The sequence below is a fragment of the Xanthomonas sp. NCPPB 4037 genome (assembly GCF_041475695.2).
In the GTDB taxonomy this organism is placed as follows: domain Bacteria; phylum Pseudomonadota; class Gammaproteobacteria; order Xanthomonadales; family Xanthomonadaceae; genus Xanthomonas; species Xanthomonas campestris.
The window spans coordinates 4200331-4218924 of sequence record NZ_CM191261.1; the positions used below are offsets into that span (position 1 = coordinate 4200331).

Here is an 18594-nt window from a genome sequence, read left to right on the forward strand (position 1 = left end):
GCATGCCGACCCGGTGGGAGTTCATTTGAGATAGGACCGGACCAGGCCAAGCAATTCCTGCACCCGTTCGGCGCGTTGCGCATCGGACGCGGCGGCATGCCCGAAGTCTTCACGGATATGCGCCTCCAGTACCTGCGACATCAGCCCGTTGACGGCCCCCCGGATCGCGGCGATCTGCTGCAGGACTGGCGCGCAGTCTGCGCCTATTTCCAGCGCGCGCTCAAGTGCATCGCACTGCCCACGCAGCCGACGCACACGCGCTAGCGCTCGCTTTTTCTCCTGTGGCGAATGCGGCATGCACGGTCCCGTTCCGGATACTGGGGGGTAGTATATGGATCGAAAACAAAAAAGCCATGACCGCCGCATGACAGACGATGCAGTGCGCCGATTCAAAGCGTCTCTCTTCGCAGCGCAGGCGCACGTCATGCCCCACCACCACAATTCCCCTGCAATGGCATATGCAGTGGGCTGCGAACATTCGGCAAGCTGCGCTGCAGCAACACGTTATGGTGTAACAGGCGCTCTCTGCGTCTGTGCAAACTGCCGGCAGCTGCTGCGAAAACGCGCAAGACTCGGCGAGAGAAACTTGTCGCGATGCGTGATCAGAAAGAAGCGACGTGACATCGGCGGGAGCACGCCGGTGATGGCCTTCAACGTCCCGGCAGCCAAGGACGCCTCCACCACCCAACGCGACAGACAGCTCACGCCCAGGCCGTGCATCACCATGTGCTTGATCGCTTCGGAGCTGCCTATCTGGCGTGCATCGGCCAACTGATGCAGATGCCGCAGCAGTCGTTGCTCCACCTCCTCACGCGTGCCAGAACCCGGTTCGCGCAACAGCCACGCAGCGGCGCGCAGATCCTTGCGGGTGACGTTTGCCTGCTTTGCCAGCGGGTGCTGGCTGCCAACCACGATGAGCAATTCGTCGGACAACCAGGGCTCGACGTGCAACTCGGGCACGTGGCACGGCCCTTCGATCAGCCCCATCTCCAGCTCGAAATTGGCGACCTTCGCAGCGATGGCCGTGCTGTTGCCGGCTTCCATTTCCACGCGCAGATGCGCAGCGGTTGTATGCAGCTCGCGCAGCACCAGCGGCAGCACATAGTTGCCGATGGTGGTGCTGCAGCCCACCTTCAGACGTGTCGACAAACTGGCGCTGCCGGGATGGAAACCGGCTTCGATCTGCTGCGCGTTGTCGAGCATCCTGCGTGCGTGCGGCAACAATGCTCGGCCGCTGTCATTCAACAGCAAGCGTTTGCCGACCCGATCGAACAGCCGGGTGCTCAAGCCACTTTCCAGTTCATTGAGCGAGGCGCTAGTGGCCGACTGCGACAACGCCACCTGCGCCGCCGCTGCGGTGGTGGAGCCACACTCGGCAACCGCACAAAAGATCTGGAGCTGCCGCAGGCTGAGTTTCATCGTTAGCGATTTATTGGGTTACTCCAATCGATATTACGCGCTTTACCACTAGATCCAGCTGCCTAGACTCACTCACTTCTTCAGACGACAACGCTGTGGCCCAGATGCCGATGCCCACCTCCCCGACCTGCCCTGCAACCGCCTGGCCGCTGTACGCGCTGCCCAGTCCGGGCGAAGCGATCCGCCAGTTCACACCAAACTGGTTCGCGGTGACCATGGGCACCGGCATCCTGTCGCTGGTGCTGGGCCAGCTCCCCTGGCCCGTGCCTGGCGCCGCGTTGCTCGGCGCTGGCCTGTGGCTCTGCAATATCGGGTTGTTTGTGGTGTTCAGCGCGTTGTATCTCGCTCGCTGGGCGCTGTATCCGCACGAAGCCCAACGCATCCTGGCCCACCCGACCGCCTCGATGTTTCTGGGCACTATCCCGATGGGATTGGCGACGCTCATCAACGGCCTGCTGCTCTATGGCCTGCCGCGCTGGGGCGCTGCCGTCATTCCCGTGGCGACTGCGTTGTGGTGGATGGACGCGGCCATGGCGCTGGCCTGCGGCGTGCTGGTGCCCTACCTGATGTTTACCCGCCAGCAGCACCGCATGGAACAGATGACCGCACTATGGCTGCTGCCAGTGGTGGCTGCGGAAGTCGCCGCGGCCAGTGCTGGCGCGCTCGCCCCGCATCTGGCCGATGCCGGCAGCCGCTTCGGCATGCTGGTTGCCGGGTACGTGCTGTGGGCGTACTCGGTGCCGGTGGCGATGGGCATCCTGGTGATCCTGTGGCTGCGCATGGCGCTACACCAGTTACCGCAGGCCAGCATGGCCGCTTCGAGCTGGCTGGCGCTGGGGCCGATCGGCACTGGCGCGTTGGGCATGCTGGTGTTTGCCGGCGACGCGCCGGCACTGTTCGCCGCACAGGGCATGGGCACCATCGGCCAGGCCGCGGCGGGATGTGGCCTGATTGCTGGTTTGTTGCTGTGGGGGCTAGGGCTGTGGTGGCTGGCGCTGGCCATCCTCATCACGGCCCACTATTTCGCAGACAACGTGCCGTTCAATCTGGGCTGGTGGGGATTCACGTTCCCGCTCGGGGTTTATGCGTTGGCGACACTGAAGCTCGGCGCCGCGCTGCAAATGCAGGTCTTCGATGTATTCGGCAGCGCATTGGTCCTGCTGCTATGCGTGACCTGGACGATCGTGGCGGCACGCACTGCGGCAGGCGCGTATCGGGGCACGTTGTTCGTCGCGCCCTGTCTTGTCGAATCCAGCGAGAGTGCACCTGGACGCTGAAGTACAGGTTGCATGTCTGACAGGTGCGCTTCGCGCTGCCGGATGAGCACGCATGCGCCTTCGGCTACTCCGCGGCGGCGTCCAGATCCGATGCTGGTGGACCTGATGAGTCATCGAACCAATCGGCATCAGGCGCATCCAACGCATCCGGTGACGGTGGTAGCGGGACACCCATGTCGTGATCCGCCAGACAGCGCGCGAGCGCTGCCGGATCTACAGGAATGTCTTCAGCGCCATCGTGCAACACGGGTGGCTGGTGGGGTGACTGCAGGCACTCGCGCAGGATCCGTCGCTCCATTGCAGACGGCGGCGGCCCGCGATGCACATGCACCGGGGGAGGTGGCGGTGGGCCCGGTGGCGTACCGCACAGGCTTGCACAGCCTCCGAGGCTCAGCAGCGCAAGCATGGTGATCACGGTAGCAATGGTCGGGCGCGTCTGCTCCATGTTTTGATCTCCCTGGTGTGCGGCAAACGCAGCGCGCGGCGTGTGGCAGAGCGACGTTCGCCCCGCGGCCAGGAGATGCTTGCAGGCACGTTTTGCACAGGTGTGTTGTGCGCTGGCGCCGCATGGCATGCCGTGCCGGGCGCGTGCAAACGTGAGGAAACAAGCGAAACGACGACAAACATGCGGCGCGCATCAGCATTGCGTCAGCGTGATCCAACGCCGCGCTAGAGGAGACCTACACGTGAGTGGGTTGCACACCACAGCATCTCAGCGCTGCAAAACAAACCGTACGATCAGTGCATTCCCAATCAGCTCTTCGCGGCCACCGGCACCACGTCGGCCACTGCCTCGGTCGGCATCGCCACCGCAGCCATGACCGCAGCGCGGAAGCGCCCCGCAAAAACCGCGTCGTTGGCCAGATAGCACGCCCGCGCAGCGGCCGAGAGGCGCTCCAGCTCTGCGGGCGGCAGCGCCAGCGCGGCTTGCACTGCCTGCGCAATGCCTGCCGCATCCACATAGTGATAGCTCGCCAGCCGACGCTGGCGCACTGTCGCCACCGGCATCAGCAGGCCGTGCTCGGGGCGGACCAATTCATTCATCGGCTCGCCATCGGTGGCCAGGGTGATCGCACCCACGCTCAAGGCCTCCATCAGGTAATGCCCGAAGCCTTCGGCCTCCGATGGACAGATATGGAACTGGTGGGCGTTCTGCAGGCGGCGCAGCGCTGCATCGTCGAGATACCCGACGCGATGATCGATGTTGGCCGCCACCACCTGCTTGCCCGCCGTGCGCGGGTTCTGCACCACCGTCAGCAGCGGCCATTCGGGATGCTGCTGCCAGGTTTCCAGCAGCACGCGGGTGCCCTTGGCGGTGCTACGCCCGGCCAAGTGGAAGAAGGCACGCTGACGGAACATCTCCGGATCGTGACGATCGGGGCTGGTGAAGCCGATGTACTGCGTGCGGCAGCCCAACTCGCGGAAGATCCGCTCGGCATGGTGGGTCTTGCACAACACCGCCGTGAACCGCGGCAGCAATGGCAACCACTTGGGCAGCAACCATTCCGGGTTGGGAACCAGCAGATTGGCGTGCCCCAACGGCAGGCAGCGCGCATACACGCGCTCGGAAAAGATCTGTACCGGCACCTTGCCCAACAGCGCGCGCCGTCCCCACAGGCGCAGTTCACGCCCGGTGTCGTGCAGGCGCTGACTGGTGAACCCCACTTCCTGCACCTGCGCCCCGCCGGCACGCAGCGTCTGTGCCATCAACACCATGTCGCGGGTCAGGCCCACGCCATTGTCACGGCTGATCACCCGCATCATCGGCAACACCACGTCATGCACCTGCTCGACCTTGTCGGCGGGCAGTGTCGGTGCAGCGGATTTTGGTGGGATGTCCCGGTCTGTCATGCTGCGTCACACGTGTGCCAATGGTTGACAAATTCGATCATTATGATGCGTGCTCCCGTCCTGCACCTTGCGAGCACCATGTTTCCGGTAGCCACCCCGCGCAGCCCGACCGTTGCGCCTCCGACGATGACCTCCATGGACATGCAACAACCCTGCGTTCTTGTGGTCGACGACGACCCCGACCTGCGCAAGCTGATCGGCGAGTTCCTGAGCGCCCACGGCTACCAGGTGGATGTGGCCGAGAATGTCGCCGAAATGCGCAAGCGCATCACACAACGGCGTCCGGACCTCATCGTACTCGACGTGATGATGCCGGGAGAAGACGGGCTGAGTGCGGCGCGCTCGCTGGCCAGCGAGCGCGGCTCGCCTGCGGTGATCATGCTGAGCGCGCTGGGCAATGATACAGACCGCATCATCGGGCTGGAGGTCGGTGCCGACGACTATCTGGCCAAACCCTGCAACCCGCGCGAGCTGCTGGCCCGGGTGCGCGCCCTGCTGCGCCGCAGCCAGGTCACCAGCGACCAGGCCGAGCCGCGCGGCAATGTCTACGAGTTCGCCGGTTGGCGGCTGGACGTGGTGCGGCGCGACCTGCGCGACCCCACCGGTATCTTCATCAACCTCTCCGACGGCGAATTCGCCCTGCTGCGCACGTTCGTGGAGCATCCGCAACGCGTGCTGAGCCGCGACCAACTGCTCGATTACGCGCGCGGCCGCGATACCGACGTCTATGACCGCGCCATCGACAGTCAGATCAGCCGGCTGCGCCGCAAGATCAACGAACGCGTGCACACCGAGCTGATTCGCACCGTGCGCAACGAGGGCTACATGCTGCTGCCGAGCGTCGCGCGTCTGTGAGTGAACCGGTACGCCGCGGGCTGTCGATTTTTGCTCGCACCTTCGTCCTGCTGGCGGTGGCCCTGGTCACCGCACAGGCCGTCGGCATCGCCCTGCTGGTGATGCGCACCCCCGTCTATGAGCCTCCGGTGCATCCGCCGGAGGTCGTGGCCCTGCTGTCCACCCGCATGCCGGCCGGCACCCAGACGCTCAAGGTGCACGAAGCCCGCCAGGCGCCCACGCCACCGGCCGGCCAGGTCCGCGACGGCTTCGCCGAAATGCTGCTGGCACATTGGCTGGATGTGGACAGCGCGCGCGTGCGCTTCTATCGCAGTGCCGATGACGGCGAGGCGCCACGGCTTCTGCCGCGCGAGGGCACATCGAACCGGACATCGGCCCAGACCCGCGCGGCTGGCGCCGGCAGCGAGCAACTCCCAGCCGGGGCAACGCCATTCGGCAAGGACTGGCCACGCCCCAGCCCCGAGGGCGCGCCCTTCGGCAACGGACTGCGGCCTGACGACCCCCGCGGTGACTGGGAAAGCGAACGCCTGACCCCGGGCGTGCCGCTGCTGGACGGTTTCACCGCCGCGCTGCAACAGCCCGACGGCCGCTGGCGCACGGTGGAATCGCCACGGCGTCGCCTCTCGGCCGAGTTCAAGACCCACGTGGTGCTGCTGTTCCTGGCCGGCCTGCTGGCCAACGTGCCGCTGGCGTGGTGGTTCTCGCGTGCGCTGTCGGCGCCGATCAAGCGCTTTGCCGAAGCCGCAGACCGCCTGGGCCGCAATCCCGACGCGGCGGCCCTGCAACGCAGCGGCCCGCCGGAGATCGTGCGCGCGGCCGATTCATTCAACGCCATGCAGGCACGCCTGAACCGGCTGATCAACGAGCGCACCCACATGGTGGCGGCGATCGCGCACGACCTGCGCACCCCGCTGGCACGGCTGTCGTTCCGCCTGGACGACCTGCAAGCGCCGCTGCGCGACAAGGCGCTGGCCGACATCGACGAGATGAAGGCGATGATTTCCGCGGCGCTGGATTTCATCCAGAACGACCGCCATCGCGGCGAGCGCGCCCCGCTGGACCTGCGCCTGCTGGTGGAGAGCGTGGTCGACAACGCGGTGGACACCGGCGCCGATGCCGAACTGCTGCCAGGCCCGGCGATCACCCTGGACGGCGACCCGCTGGCGTTGCGCCGCGCGGTGATGAATCTGCTGGAAAACGCGCTGAAATACGGCCGGCGCGCGCGCCTGCGGCTGCATCGCGAAGGCGAGGACGGCGTGCTGTGGATCGACGATGACGGCCCGGGCATCGACCCCAGCCAGCGTGAACAACTGCTGCTGCCGTTCGTGCGCGGCGAATCCTCGCGCAACCGCGACACCGGCGGAATCGGGCTGGGGCTTTCGGTGGCGCACAGCATCGTGCTGGCGCATGGCGGCGCACTGCGGCTGGACAATCGCGACGGGGGCGGCCTGCGGGTGACCGTGCGCCTGCCGTGCATGCCGGAACGGCGCTGACGGCGACGCAGGCAGGCCTGCGCCGCACTGCTGACTGACTTAGTACGCGAACTCGCGGAACACCGGGTCGATATCGCCCTTCCAGGCGCCGTGATACAGCGCCAGCTTGCGCTCTGCGGCAGTGACGCCGGTTTCGGCAATCTCGGCGATTACATCGAGAAATCCGGTCTCGTCCTGGCCATCGCGGTTCAGGCGGGCACGCCGGCGCAGACCTTCGCGGGCGATGTTGACCGCCTCCAGCGCCAGGTCGCGCACCACGCCGTTGCGGAACGGCAGGCCCAACGCCTGCTTGGGGACGCCGTCGCGCAATGCGTGGCGCTCGGCCAGGGTGAAGTCCTTGACCAGGTCCCAGGCCGCATCCAGCGCAGTCTGGTCGTACAGCAGCCCCACCCAGAACGCCGGCAGCGCGCACAGGCGATTCCACGGCCCGGCGTCGGCGCCGCGCATTTCCAGGTACTTCTTCAAGCGTACTTCGGGAAACGCGGTGGTCATGTGGTCGGACCAATCGCGCAGCGTCGGCAGTGCGCCCGGCAGCACCGGCAGCTTGCCCTGCATGAAATCGCGGAAGCTCTGCCCGCTGGCATCGTGGTAGACGCCATCGCGGTAGGAGAAATACATCGGCACATCGAGCAGGTAATCCACGTAGCGCTCGTAGCCGAACCCGTCGTCGAACACGAAATCCAGCATGCCGGTGCGATCGGCATCGGTGTCGGTCCAGATGTGCGAGCGGTAGCTGAGGTAGCCGTTCGGCTTGCCTTCGGTGAACGGCGAATCGGCGAACAGCGCAGTGACGATCGGCTGCAGCGCCAGCGAGACGCGGAACTTTTTCACCATGTCCGCTTCGGTGGCGTAATCGAGGTTGACCTGCACCGTGCAGGTGCGCGTCATCATGTCCAGGCCGAGCGAGCCGACCTTGGGCATGTAGCTTTTCATGATCTGGTAGCGGCCCTTGGGCATCCACGGCATCTCGTCGCGGCGCCACTTGGGCTGGAAGCCCATGCCCAGGAAGCCCAGCTGCAGCTCGCCGGCCACTTCGGCCACTTCGCTCAGGTGGGTGCCGGTTTCCACGCAGGTGTGGTGCAGCGTTTCCACCGCTGCGCCGGACAACTCGAACTGCCCGGCCGGTTCCAGCGTGACCGAGGCACCATCGCGCAGCAGCGCAATGGTGCGGCCGTTTTCCTGCACCGGCTCCCAGCCGAAGCGGGTCATGCCGACCAGCAAGGCCTCGATGCCGCGCTCGCCATCGAAGGTGGGCGGGCGCAGGTCATCCAGCCGGAAGCCGAACTTCTCGTGTTCGGTGCCGATCCGCCAGTCCGCACCGGGCTTCTCGCCGGAGGCGAGCACCTGGATCAGCTCTGCGCGTTCGGTGATCGACGTTTCGGCAACGTGGCTGGGACTCGACAAGGGCACGCTCGCAGGCGAAAGGGGAGGTGGGACGATGTGGGGATCCTCCCCAGCCACCGCAAGGCCCGCACTATAACCGCAGGGCGTGCCCGGATTGGCGACATGGACGGGGCATGAGATTTCCACTCACAGGCGCTCGGCGCTGCGGTGGTGGATGGGCGCGGGAGACCGGTCGCGCCGAAGGGCTGTTTACGGCCGGCGATATCGTCCACTGCCGAGACGGCAGCCGCTGAACGCGTTGACTTGGGCCGCATTGCGGGTGGGCAGGCCGGCATCCGATCGAGGTTTGCCTCAACCGCCGACCATGTCCACCGAAGCCAGGCGCCGCGTATCAGCGCATTGCATGTGCTGCACCTGCGCAAAACGCTGCCGCAACACCACCTTCAAGCAACCGCCCCAACCAGCCACTACGCGCGGGCCGCCAAGGCAGGCCAGCCGATCACCGCCCTGCCAATTAACCCGGCAATCCAGACGCGCAGCCACGCCGCGCGTAAGGGGCTATGCGTCTGCAGGCGGTTCGACGTTCAGGCCCAGCCAGCCGCCGACGATGCCGCGCAGTTCGTCCACGCCCTGGCGCGATTCGCCCGAATAGGTCTGCACAGTGACGCTGTCGCCGAAGCGCGAGGTCATTTCCTTCTTGACCTTCTGCAGGGTCTGCATCTGCTGGCCACGGCCGAGCTTGTCGGCCTTGGTCAGCAGACCGTGCGCCGGCAGGCCGCGTTCGGCGGCGTAGCCCAGCATCTGCAGGTCGTAATCCTTGAGCGGGTGACGGATGTCCATCACCACCACCAGGCCGCGCAGCGCTTCGCGCGTGCGGAAGTAGCGGTCGATGAAGGCCTGCCAGTGCGCCTGCAGGTCCTGCGGCACCTTGGCGTAGCCGTAGCCGGGCAGATCCACCAGATAGCGCTCGGGCTGGATCTGGAAGAACACTAGCTGCTGGGTACGGCCGGGCGTCTTGGACACGCGGGCCAGGGAATTTTGGCGGGTCAACGCATTGAGCGCGCTGGATTTTCCGGCGTTGGAGCGGCCGGCGAAGGCCACCTCGTAGCCGCCATCGTCCGGCAATTGCCGGGCGTTATGGGCGGACAGGTGGTAGCGGGCTTGTTCGATAAGGAGCGACATCCCCCTAGGATCGCACGTTCGGCGCTCCAGGCGATTTTGCTGCACTGTTCGTTGACCCTGGCGCGAAGGCGTGTCGATAATCGGGAACGCCTGCCACAGCCAGCACCTTCACGCGCGCGGGCCGGGTCCATACGGAGCTTTAGCTGATGCGCCATGCTCGTGTGCTTGTCCTTGCCGCCATTGCCGTGCCGGTCGTTGCCGCGGTGGCGTTTGCCCAGTCGGCGGTCACGCCGATCCCCGATCCGCCGCCTATCCGCGTTGCGCCGCTGGAGGTCGACCTGTCCAAGACCACCTGGGGCGATGCCAAGGCCGGCCAGGCCAAGGCCGCTGCCTGCGCGGCCTGTCACGGGCCGGACGGCAACCCGGCAGTGCCGATGTATCCGCGCATCGCCGGCCAGACCGAGCGCTACGTGGCGCACCAGGTGGCGCTGATTGCCAGCGGCGAGCGCAATACCGGCATGTCGGCGGTGATGGTGCCCTTCGTCAAGGACCTCACCGCGCAGGACATGCGCGATCTGGGCGCCTACTTCGCCACGCAGAAATCCGCCGCCGGCGTCGCCGACGATGCGGTGATCAGCGAGGGCCCCTACCAGGGCATGAAGTTCTACGAGGCCGGCGAGAAGCTCTACCGCGGCGGCGACATCGCCCGCGGCGTGCCGGCCTGCATGGCCTGCCATGGGCCTTCAGGCAGCGGCAACCCGGGGCCGGCCTACCCGCGCCTGGGCGGCCAGCACGCCGAGTACGTGGCGCGCCGCCTCAAGGAATACCAGGCCGGCACCACCCAGGAGCGCAATCCGGCGCTGTTCAATATCATGGCGCAGGTGGCCAAGCCGCTGAGCGAGCAGGAGATCCAGGCGCTGGCCAGCTATCTGCAAGGCCTGCACGACCGCGCCGACGATGCCGCGGCCGCGCAACTGCCCGCCGGAACGCCCGCACGCTCATGAGGTGAGTGCCGCGGCGGTCCATCCGCTTCGCAACGCCGGTCTTCGGGCCGGCGTTGTCGTTTCACCGCGTCGTATCACTGCAATCCATCCCCCTCGGAGCCCGCATGAACCTGTTTTCCCGTCTGTCGCTGCTGTTGTTGATCCTGCTGCCGCTGGCCGCCTGTGCCGCGGACAAGAAGGCCCCGCCGGTGGAAGGCGAGGACTATGTGCTGATCGACGGCGGCCAGCCGTATGCGCCCCTGGCGGGCAAGGTCGAAGTGGCGGAAGTGTTCGGCTACACCTGCCCGCACTGCGCCCACTTCGAGCCGACGCTGGAAGCCTGGACCGCCAAGCAGCCGGCCTATGTGCGGGTCACGCCGGTACCGGCGGCCTTCGGCGGCTTCTGGGATGCGTTCGCGCGTGCCTACTTCGCCGCCGACACGCTGGGCGTGGCCAAGCGCAGCCACCGCGCCATGTTCGATGCCATCCACGAAAAGCACACCGTGCCCACCCAGAACGTGGCCCCGGAAGAGCTGGCGGCCTTCTATGTCGCCTACGGCGTGCCGCAGCAGCGCTTCATCGACACGCTCAAGAGCGCGGCGGTGGAAGACAAGGTCAAGGCCGCGCGCGAATTTGCAACGCGCGCCAAGATCCCCGGCACGCCGGCCCTGGTGGTCAACGGGCGCTATCTGATCACCGCGCGTGACTACACCGACATGCTGCGCGTGGCCGATTATCTGATTGCCCGCGAGCACGCCGCGCCGGCCGCGCGCTGAGCCGCATAACCGCCATCACGCACGGCCCGTGGCATCATGCGCCCCGCGGCCGCTGCGGCCTCCCCTTCCGCCCCACGCTGGAGATCCAATCCGATGAAGACCCGCTTCGCCCTGACGCTGATGGCGCTGCTGCCGATCCTGGTCGCCTGCAAGGCCCAGGACGGTTCGTCCGACACCGCCCCGGCGCCTGCTCCGGCTGCCGAGACCGCCACCGCGCCTGCGGCCACCCCGGCCACTGATGCCGCTGCCCCGCCTGCCGTGGGCGAGAGCGCCAACGCGCCGGCCACCGACACCGCCGCTGCGCCGCCAGCGCCGGCACCGCGTGCGCCGAACGGCCCCGAGCCGGTCGCCGGCACCGATTACCTGGATATCGAAGGTGGCCAGCCGTACCAGCAGGCCGCCGGCAAGATCGAAGTGGCGGAAGTGTTCGGCTACGTCTGCCCGGCCTGCAACGCGTTCCAGCCGCTGATCGGGCCGTGGAAAGCCGGCCTGCCGTCGGATGTGCATTTTGTCTACGTGCCGGCGATGTTCGGCGGGCCGTGGGATGACTACGCGCGCGCCTTCTACGCCGCAGAAACGCTGGGCGTGCAGGAAAAGACCCACGACGCGCTGTACAAGGCGATCCACGTCGACCAGAGCCTGAAGGGCGAGCGCGGCAAGGATTCGGTGCAGGATATCGCCGGTTTCTATGCCAAGTACGGTGTGGATTCGAAGACCTTCATCGACACCATGAGCAGCTTCGGCGTGTCGGCCAAGACCAACCGCGCCAAGCAGTTCGCCACCCGCAGCAAGATCACCGGCACCCCGTCGCTGATCGTCAACGGCAAGTACCTGGTCAAGGGCCAGAGCTTCCCGGACATGCTGCGCATCGCCGATCACCTGATCGCGCGCGAACGCGCCACGCTGGCCAAGTGACCCGAGCGATCGCCACGTCGTGAACGCTTCGGACTCGCGCACCCTGCGGGTGCTGACCGCCAATATCCAGGCCGGCTCCAGCACCCGCCGCTACAGTGACTACGTGACCCGCAGCTGGTCGCATGCGCTGCCGCTGGGCAGCAAGCGCACCAGCCTGGACAGCATCGCCAAGCTGGCCGGCGAGCGCGACATCGTGGGTCTGCAGGAAAGCGACCCCGGCAGCCTGCGCTCGGGCTTCACCAACCAGACCCACTACCTGGCCGAGCGCGCCGGCTTCAACTACTGGAGCCACCAGCCCAACCGCCGCATGGGCGGGGTGGCGTCCAGCGCCAACGGCCTGCTCAGCAAGCTGGAACCGCTGGAAGTCCAGGACCATGCCCTGCCCGGCCGCATCGGCGGGCGCGGCATCCTGCTGGCCAAGTTCGGGCAAGGCCGCGAAGGCCTGGCGGTGGCCGTAGCGCATCTGTCGCTGGGCGCCAATTCGCGCATGGCGCAGCTGGCCTTCATTGCCGAATTGTTGTCCGACCATCCGAATGTGATGCTGATGGGCGACTTCAATTGCGTTGCCGATCGGCCGGAAATGCAGGCCTTGTATCGGCACACCCGGCTGCAACCACCGAGCTGCGTGGTGCACACGTTCCCGAGCTGGCGCCCCGACCGTGCGATCGATCACATTCTAGTCAGCGACAGTGTGGTGATCGAACACACCGAAGCGATTCCTGCAGCGTTCTCCGACCACCTTGCAGTGGGCATGGATCTGCGCGTTCCGCTGCAATTGCTGCGTTAAACCCGCAGTAGAACGCCAGCGCCCGGTTGCGCTGGCGACCTCAACCGATGACGTGCTCTAGACACCGCTTGTGGCATAACACAGGCGGTTTTTTCGTTGGAGCACGCCACGTGACGCACCGCGCATGAATGTGTCCGAGCCGCAGCTCGCACCGGTACGCACCCTTCGGCCGGTGTTCGTGTTGGCGGCGACGGTGGTGTGTACGTTCGCGCTGCTGGTGGCGCTGTTTCCCCTCGATGCCGGGCGCATCTTGCTGGATGCGCAGACCTGGGCCTCACGCAATGTGGGCTGGTACTACCTGCTGGCAATGACGCTGTATCTGGTGTTCGTGTTGGGCGTGGCACTGTCCAGCTACGGCAACATCAAGCTTGGCGCCGATCACGACGAGCCGGAATTCAGCTATCTCTCCTGGGCCGGCATGTTGTTCGCCGCCGGTATCAGCATCACGCTGTTCTTCTTCTGCGTCTCCGAACCGCTCACGCACTATCTGCAACCACCGCAAGGCGGCACCGGCAACGGCGAGGCGTCCGCACGCCAGGCCATGCAGCTGCTGTTCCTGCATTGGGGCCTGCACGGCTGGGGCGTGTTCGCGTTGGCGGCGATGGCGCTGGCGTACTTCGCATTTCGCCACAATCTGCCGCTGGCCTTGCGCTCGGCGTTGTATCCGTTGATCGGCAAACGCATCAACGGGCCAATCGGCTACACCGTCGATGCGCTGGGCATCGTGGCCACGGTGTTCGGCCTGGGCGCAGACATGGGCTTTGGCGTGCTGCATCTCAACGCCGGCCTGACCACCTTGTTCAACGTGCCGCATACGCATTGGGTGCAGGTGTCGTTGATCGTCGCCATGATGGGCGCCGCAATCCTGGTGGCGGTGTCCGGCGTCGAAAAAGGCGTGCGCTGGATGTCGGACATCAACATGCTGCTGGCGATCGCGCTGCTGTTGTTCATGCTGTTCGCAGGCCCTACGCAATATCTGCTCAATGCCTTGATGCAGAACCTGGGCGACTATCTGGGCAGCGTGGTCGGCAAGAGTTTCGACGTGTACGCCTATGGCGGCCGCCCCGACTGGCTCGGCAACTGGACGGTGTTCTATTGGGCGTGGTGGATTGGCTGGGCGCCCTTCGTGGGGCTGTTCATTGCACGCATCTCGCGTGGCCGCACCATCCGCGAATTCGTGCTGGGCGTGTTGTTGATCCCGTTGGGATTCACGCTGGCCTGGCTGTCGATCTTCGGCAACAGCGCGCTCGATCAATTGCTGCACCACGGGCAAGCCGCCTGGGCGCAGCAGGCCATCGACGCGCCGCAAACCGTGCTGTATTCGCTGCTGCAGGACTACCCGTGGAGCCGCGTGGTCATCACGATCACCGTGGCGATCAGCTTCGTGTTCTTCGTCACCTCGGCCGATTCGGGCACGGTGGTGTTGTCCACGTTGTCCTCGCATGGCGGCGAGCCGCATGACGACGGCCCACGCTGGCTGCGTGTGTTCTGGGGCGTGCTCACGGCCGTGGTCACCGCAGGCTTGCTGCTGGCCGGCAGCATGGACGCGCTGAAATCCGCAGTGGTGCTGGCGTCGCTGCCCTTCTCGGCCGTGTTGCTGCTGATGGCGTGGGGGCTGTCGCGCGCGCTCAGCGAGGAATCGCAGCGCAAGCGTGCGCAGCTCTACAGCCCCAGCCCGTTGATCGGGCAATCGCGCGATCACCGCGGCTGGCGTCAACGCCTGGGCCAGGCAATGCATTTTGCCGCGCGCGATGAGGTCTATCGCTTCATGCACGAGCAGGTTCGCCCGGCGATCGAAGCGGTGGCCGCGCAGCTGCAGGACGAAGGTTGGCAGGTCAGCAGCCGGCTCGACGACGCCGACATGGAGATCAGCGTCGACCACGGCGAACAACAAGGCTTCCGTTACCAGGTGGTGATGCGCGGCTACCTCACCCCGTCGTTCGCCGCGCAGCGCCTGCGCAACCAGCGCTATTACCGCGCCGAGGTGTATCTGTTCGAAGGCAGCCAGGATTACGACCTGGTCGGCTACAGCCGCGAACAGATCATCAACGACATCATCGATCAATACGAGCGTCACCTGCAGTTCCTGCATCTCACCCGCTGAGGTGTCGTCGCTGCGGCGAGCGTCCCACAGGAGGTTTGTCATGCCACGTTTCCCCGACCAGCTGCTGTACATCGGCGGCCGCTATGTTCCCGCCCGCGGCGGCCACACGTTCGAGGTGGTGAACCCGGCCACCGGTGAAGTCCTTGCCAACGTCCACAACGCCGGCGCCGACGATCTGGATGCAGCCGTGGACAGCGCCAAGGCCGGCCAACGGCACTGGGCCGCACTCACGGTGGTGGAGCGCTCACGCATTCTGTTGCGTGCCGTCGCGCTACTGCGCGAGCGCAACGACGCTCTGGCGGAACTGGAAACGCTCAACACTGGCAAGCCGCTGAGCGAAACGCGCAGCGTGGACATCGTCACCGGTGCCGATGTGCTGGAGTACTACGCCGGCGTGGCGCAGGCGCTGCAGGGCGTGCAGGTACCATTGCGCGAAGGCAGCTTCTTCTACACGCGGCACGAGCCGCTTGGTGTGGTGGGTGCCATCGGCGCGTGGAATTACCCGATCCAGATCGCGCTTTGGAAAGCCGCACCGGCCCTGGCCGCCGGCAACGCGATGATCTTCAAACCCAGCGAGGTGACGCCGCTCACCGCGCTCAAGCTCGCTGAAATTTTCACCGAAGCCGGCCTGCCGGATGGCGTGTTCAACGTGCTGCCCGGCGACGGCGCCAGCGTGGGCCATGCACTCACCGAGCATCCGGAGATCGAGAAGATCAGCTTCACCGGTGGCACCGCAACCGGCCGCAAGGTGATGGCCAGCGCCTCCAGCTCGTCGTTGAAGGACGTGACCATGGAACTGGGCGGCAAGTCGCCGCTGATTGTCTGTGCCGACGCCGACCTGGACCTGGCGGCCGACATCGCGATGATGGCCAACTTCTACAGCTCCGGCCAGGTGTGCACCAACGGCACGCGCGTCTTCGTGCCGCGTGCACTGCGCACTGCATTCGAAGCGCGCCTGCTGGCACGCGTGCAACGCATCCATATCGGCGACCCGCTCGATGAGCGCACCACGTTCGGGCCGATGGTCAGTGCCGCGCACATGCAGCGCGTGCTGGAACACATCGAGCAAGGCAAGGCCGAAGGGGCGCGCCTGCTGTGCGGTGGCGAGCGGCTGCGCGATGGCGCACTGGCGCAGGGCTGCTACGTGGCGCCGACCATCTTCAGCGATTGCACCGACGTGATGACCATCGTGCGCGAAGAGATCTTCGGGCCGGTGCTGAGCCTGCTCACCTACGACGACGAAGACGAGGCAATCACGCGCGCCAACGCCACCAGCTATGGCCTGGCGGCGGGTGTGGTGACGCCGGATCTGTCACGCGCGCATCGTCTGATCCATCGCCTGGAGGCCGGCATCTGCTGGATCAACACCTGGGGCGAATCGCCGGCGCCGATGCCGGTGGGTGGCTACAAGCAATCGGGTGTGGGCCGCGAGAACGGGCTGGCCACGCTGCAGGCCTACACACGCACCAAGTCTGTCCAGGTCGAACTGGAACGCTACGCGTCGGTGTTCTAGGCGCGGCTCACAGCGCGCGTACTGCTGTTCAAACGACCGCAGACGCGTGCCGATCCGCACGCCTTACCGACCACGCATCAGGAGATCACCATGCAACGCGAATACGACTACATCATCATTGGCGCAGGCTCGGCCGGCAATGTACTGGCCGCGCGCCTCACCGAAGACCCGGGTGTCAGCGTGCTGCTGCTGGAAGCCGGCGGGCCGGATTACCGGCTGGATTTCCGCACCCAGATGCCCGCCGCATTGGCGTTTCCGTTGCAGGGCCGCCGCTACAACTGGGCTTATGAAACAGAGCCGGAACCGCACATGGACAACCGGCGCATGGAGTGCGGGCGCGGCAAGGGGCTGGGTGGCTCATCGCTGATCAACGGCATGTGCTACATCCGCGGCAACGCACTGGATTTCGATCATTGGGCCAAGCGCCCGGGGCTGGAAGACTGGAGCTACCGCGATGTGTTGCCGTACTTCCGCAAGGCAGAAACGCGCGACATCGGCGCCAACGATTACCACGGCGGCGAAGGCCCGGTGAGCGTGGCCACGCCGAAGAACGACAACAACGTGCTGTTCCAGGCGATGGTCGATGCCGGCGTGCAGGCGGGTTACCCGCGCACCGACGACCTCAACGGCTATCAGCAGGAAGGTTTCGGGCCGATGGACCGCACCGTGACGCCGCAAGGGCGGCGTGCCAGCACCGCACGCGGCTATCTGGACATGGCCAAGCCGCGCGACAGCCTGCACATCGTCACCCACGCCACCACCGACCGCATCCTGTTTGCCGGCAAGCGCGCGGTCGGCGTGCATTACCTGGTGGGCAACAGCAGCGAAGGCATCGACGCGCACGCGCGTCGCGAAGTGCTGGTCTGTGCGGGCGCGATTGCCTCGCCACAGTTGCTGCAGCGCTCCGGCGTGGGTGCGCCGGACCTGTTGCGCGCGCTCGACGTGCAACTGGTGCATGACCTGCCCGGCGTGGGGCAGAACCTGCAGGACCACCTGGAGGTGTACATGCAATATGCATGCACCAAGCCGGTGTCGTTGTACCCGGCACTGCAGTGGTGGAATCAGCCAGCCATTGGCGCCGAGTGGTTGTTTGCCGGCACCGGCACCGGGGCCAGCAATCAGTTCGAGGCCGGCGGTTTCATTCGTACCCGCGAAGAGTTCGACTGGCCCAATATCCAGTACCACTTCCTGCCGGTGGCGATCAACTACAACGGCAGCAACGCGGTAAAAGAGCATGGCTTCCAGGCCCATGTGGGCTCCATGCGTACACCTAGCCGCGGCCGCGTGCATGCCAAGTCGCGCGACCCGCGCCAGCATCCGTCGATCCTGTTCAACTACCAATCCACCGACCAGGATTGGCAGGAATTTCGCGATGCAATCCGCATCACCCGCGAGATCATCGCCCAGCCCGCACTCGACCCTTACCGGGGGCGCGAGATCAGCCCCAGCGCAGACTGCAAGACCGACGCCGAGCTGGATGCATTCGTGCGCGCACGCGCCGAAACCGCGTATCACCCCTCGTGCTCATGCGCGATGGGCACCGACGACATGGCGGTGGTGGATGGGCAAGGCCGCGTCCACGGCATGGAGGGGTTGCGCGTGATCGATGCCTCAATCATGCCGCGCATCATCACCGGCAACCTCAACGCCACCACCATCATGATCGCCGAGAAGATCGCCGACCGGATGCGCGGGCGTGCACCGCTACCGCGCAGCACCGCCGACTATTACGTGGCGGGCGATGCACCTGTACGCCGGTGATGTGTGATCGACCGAGTGCATGGTTTGAACGACCTGCTGGCGAATTTTCGGCCAACTTGGGTTTGAATCTAGATAGCTGAGACCGCAGCGGCTCGCTGCCTGCGCGACATGCCGTGCGTCCCTCCATGAAGGCTTCGAGCGGCATCTGTCCCGCCGCGGTTCGGCAAGCGGCGAAGACATTGCATGTAGCACGTGAGGTATTTTGAGAATCCACGCAAACCAGCCAACTCGCCTGGTCCTTGCGTGCCCGCCGTCGCGGGACCTTTGGCGGCATGGATGCCGCCAAAGAGCCTACAGGGACGTACTTGCGGCGTGTCCCGCGATGGCGGGCGCGCAAGGGCCCTGCATGCGCTATACGTGCCTGTGGCCTTACTGCACAACGCCGTTGATCGCT

At 66.0% G+C, this 18594-nt stretch carries 15 protein-coding genes; 10 read left to right on the forward strand and 5 right to left on the reverse strand.

The features are described from left to right. Positions 1–21: 21 nt before the first annotated feature. Together ACCQ01_RS18515 and ACCQ01_RS18520 are read right to left on the reverse strand one after the other, a co-directional pair. Positions 22–297 carry a metal/formaldehyde-sensitive transcriptional repressor gene (locus ACCQ01_RS18515; protein WP_014508942.1) on the reverse strand — a complete coding sequence of 92 codons (276 nt, stop codon included), beginning with the start codon at positions 295–297 and terminating at the stop codon, positions 22–24. A 207-nt stretch (positions 298–504) separates the two neighbouring features. Further along, positions 505–1419: a LysR family transcriptional regulator gene (locus tag ACCQ01_RS18520; RefSeq protein ID WP_115571862.1), complete on the reverse strand. Its 915-nt coding sequence runs from the start codon at positions 1417–1419 to the stop codon at positions 505–507. A 110-nt stretch (positions 1420–1529) separates the two neighbouring features. On the opposite strand from ACCQ01_RS18520, the gene ACCQ01_RS18525 reads away from it, so the two are divergent. Beyond that, positions 1530–2696: a TDT family transporter gene (locus tag ACCQ01_RS18525; protein WP_228431269.1), complete on the forward strand. Its 1167-nt coding sequence runs from the start codon at positions 1530–1532 to the stop codon at positions 2694–2696. Between the two features lie 753 nt (positions 2697–3449). Here the strand turns inward: ACCQ01_RS18525 and ACCQ01_RS18530 are convergent. Continuing rightward, complete coding sequence (locus ACCQ01_RS18530; protein ID WP_228431271.1) at positions 3450–4547, reverse strand: glycosyltransferase; 1098 nt, start codon at positions 4545–4547, stop codon at positions 3450–3452. A gap of 135 nt (positions 4548–4682) precedes the next feature. Between ACCQ01_RS18530 and ACCQ01_RS18535 the strand changes: the two genes are divergently transcribed. After that, positions 4683–5402 (forward strand): response regulator, encoded by a 720-nt coding sequence (locus ACCQ01_RS18535; protein ID WP_011038492.1) that lies wholly within the window; start codon positions 4683–4685, stop codon positions 5400–5402. Then, a complete protein-coding gene (locus ACCQ01_RS18540) occupies positions 5399–6895 on the forward strand; it encodes an ATP-binding protein (RefSeq protein WP_228431273.1) in 1497 nt (498 codons plus the stop codon). The genes ACCQ01_RS18535 and ACCQ01_RS18540 overlap by 4 nt, the downstream gene beginning before the upstream one ends. A 39-nt stretch (positions 6896–6934) precedes the next feature. On the opposite strand, the gene ACCQ01_RS18545 is transcribed toward ACCQ01_RS18540, so the two are convergent. Then, on the reverse strand, positions 6935–8299 hold the full coding sequence (locus tag ACCQ01_RS18545; protein WP_228431275.1) for a glutamate--cysteine ligase: 1365 nt from the start codon (positions 8297–8299) through the stop codon (positions 6935–6937). 498 nt (positions 8300–8797) lie between these two features. Beyond that, a complete protein-coding gene (gene yihA / locus ACCQ01_RS18550) occupies positions 8798–9421 on the reverse strand; it encodes a ribosome biogenesis GTP-binding protein YihA/YsxC (protein WP_228431278.1) in 624 nt (207 codons plus the stop codon). A 146-nt stretch (positions 9422–9567) separates the two neighbouring features. Between yihA and ACCQ01_RS18555 the strand changes: the two genes are divergently transcribed. From ACCQ01_RS18555 to betA, 7 genes are all read left to right on the forward strand, one after another. Next, positions 9568–10365, forward strand: a complete 798-nt coding sequence (locus tag ACCQ01_RS18555; RefSeq protein ID WP_012437398.1) for a c-type cytochrome — start codon at positions 9568–9570, stop codon at positions 10363–10365. A 104-nt stretch (positions 10366–10469) separates the two neighbouring features. Next, positions 10470–11120, forward strand: a complete 651-nt coding sequence (locus ACCQ01_RS18560) for a thiol:disulfide interchange protein DsbA/DsbL (protein ID WP_011038497.1) — start codon at positions 10470–10472, stop codon at positions 11118–11120. Positions 11121–11213: 93 nt separating this feature from the next. After that, on the forward strand, positions 11214–12035 hold the full coding sequence (locus ACCQ01_RS18565) for a thiol:disulfide interchange protein DsbA/DsbL (protein WP_011038498.1): 822 nt from the start codon (positions 11214–11216) through the stop codon (positions 12033–12035). 49 nt (positions 12036–12084) lie between these two features. Continuing rightward, a complete protein-coding gene (locus tag ACCQ01_RS18570; RefSeq protein WP_228431426.1) occupies positions 12085–12822 on the forward strand; it encodes an endonuclease/exonuclease/phosphatase family protein in 738 nt (245 codons plus the stop codon). Positions 12823–12946: 124 nt separating this feature from the next. Beyond that, on the forward strand, positions 12947–14926 hold the full coding sequence (betT, locus tag ACCQ01_RS18575) for a choline BCCT transporter BetT (RefSeq protein ID WP_228431280.1): 1980 nt from the start codon (positions 12947–12949) through the stop codon (positions 14924–14926). 40 nt (positions 14927–14966) lie between these two features. Beyond that, positions 14967–16439, forward strand: coding sequence for a betaine-aldehyde dehydrogenase (betB, locus tag ACCQ01_RS18580; RefSeq protein ID WP_040940669.1), 1473 nt, complete (start codon positions 14967–14969; stop codon positions 16437–16439). Positions 16440–16529: 90 nt separating this feature from the next. Beyond that, complete coding sequence (betA, locus tag ACCQ01_RS18585) at positions 16530–18200, forward strand: choline dehydrogenase (protein WP_115001922.1); 1671 nt, start codon at positions 16530–16532, stop codon at positions 18198–18200. Positions 18201–18594 lie beyond the last annotated feature (394 nt).

Bases quoted from the DNA above. Each gene is read 5' to 3' on its own strand.
- betT (WP_228431280.1), top strand. From the start codon at position 12,947: ATGAATGTGTCCGAGCCGCAGCTCGCACCGGTACGCACCCTTCGGCCG.
- ACCQ01_RS18520 (WP_115571862.1), bottom strand. From the start codon at position 1,419: ATGAAACTCAGCCTGCGGCAGCTCCAGATCTTTTGTGCGGTTGCCGAG.
- ACCQ01_RS18525 (WP_228431269.1), top strand. From the start codon at position 1,530: ATGCCCACCTCCCCGACCTGCCCTGCAACCGCCTGGCCGCTGTACGCG.
- betB (WP_040940669.1), top strand. From the start codon at position 14,967: ATGCCACGTTTCCCCGACCAGCTGCTGTACATCGGCGGCCGCTATGTT.
- ACCQ01_RS18515 (WP_014508942.1), bottom strand. From the start codon at position 297: ATGCCGCATTCGCCACAGGAGAAAAAGCGAGCGCTAGCGCGTGTGCGT.
- ACCQ01_RS18565 (WP_011038498.1), top strand. From the start codon at position 11,214: ATGAAGACCCGCTTCGCCCTGACGCTGATGGCGCTGCTGCCGATCCTG.
- ACCQ01_RS18530 (WP_228431271.1), bottom strand. From the start codon at position 4,547: ATGACAGACCGGGACATCCCACCAAAATCCGCTGCACCGACACTGCCC.
- ACCQ01_RS18560 (WP_011038497.1), top strand. From the start codon at position 10,470: ATGAACCTGTTTTCCCGTCTGTCGCTGCTGTTGTTGATCCTGCTGCCG.
- ACCQ01_RS18535 (WP_011038492.1), top strand. From the start codon at position 4,683: ATGGACATGCAACAACCCTGCGTTCTTGTGGTCGACGACGACCCCGAC.
- betA (WP_115001922.1), top strand. From the start codon at position 16,530: ATGCAACGCGAATACGACTACATCATCATTGGCGCAGGCTCGGCCGGC.
- yihA (WP_228431278.1), bottom strand. From the start codon at position 9,421: ATGTCGCTCCTTATCGAACAAGCCCGCTACCACCTGTCCGCCCATAAC.
- ACCQ01_RS18555 (WP_012437398.1), top strand. From the start codon at position 9,568: ATGCGCCATGCTCGTGTGCTTGTCCTTGCCGCCATTGCCGTGCCGGTC.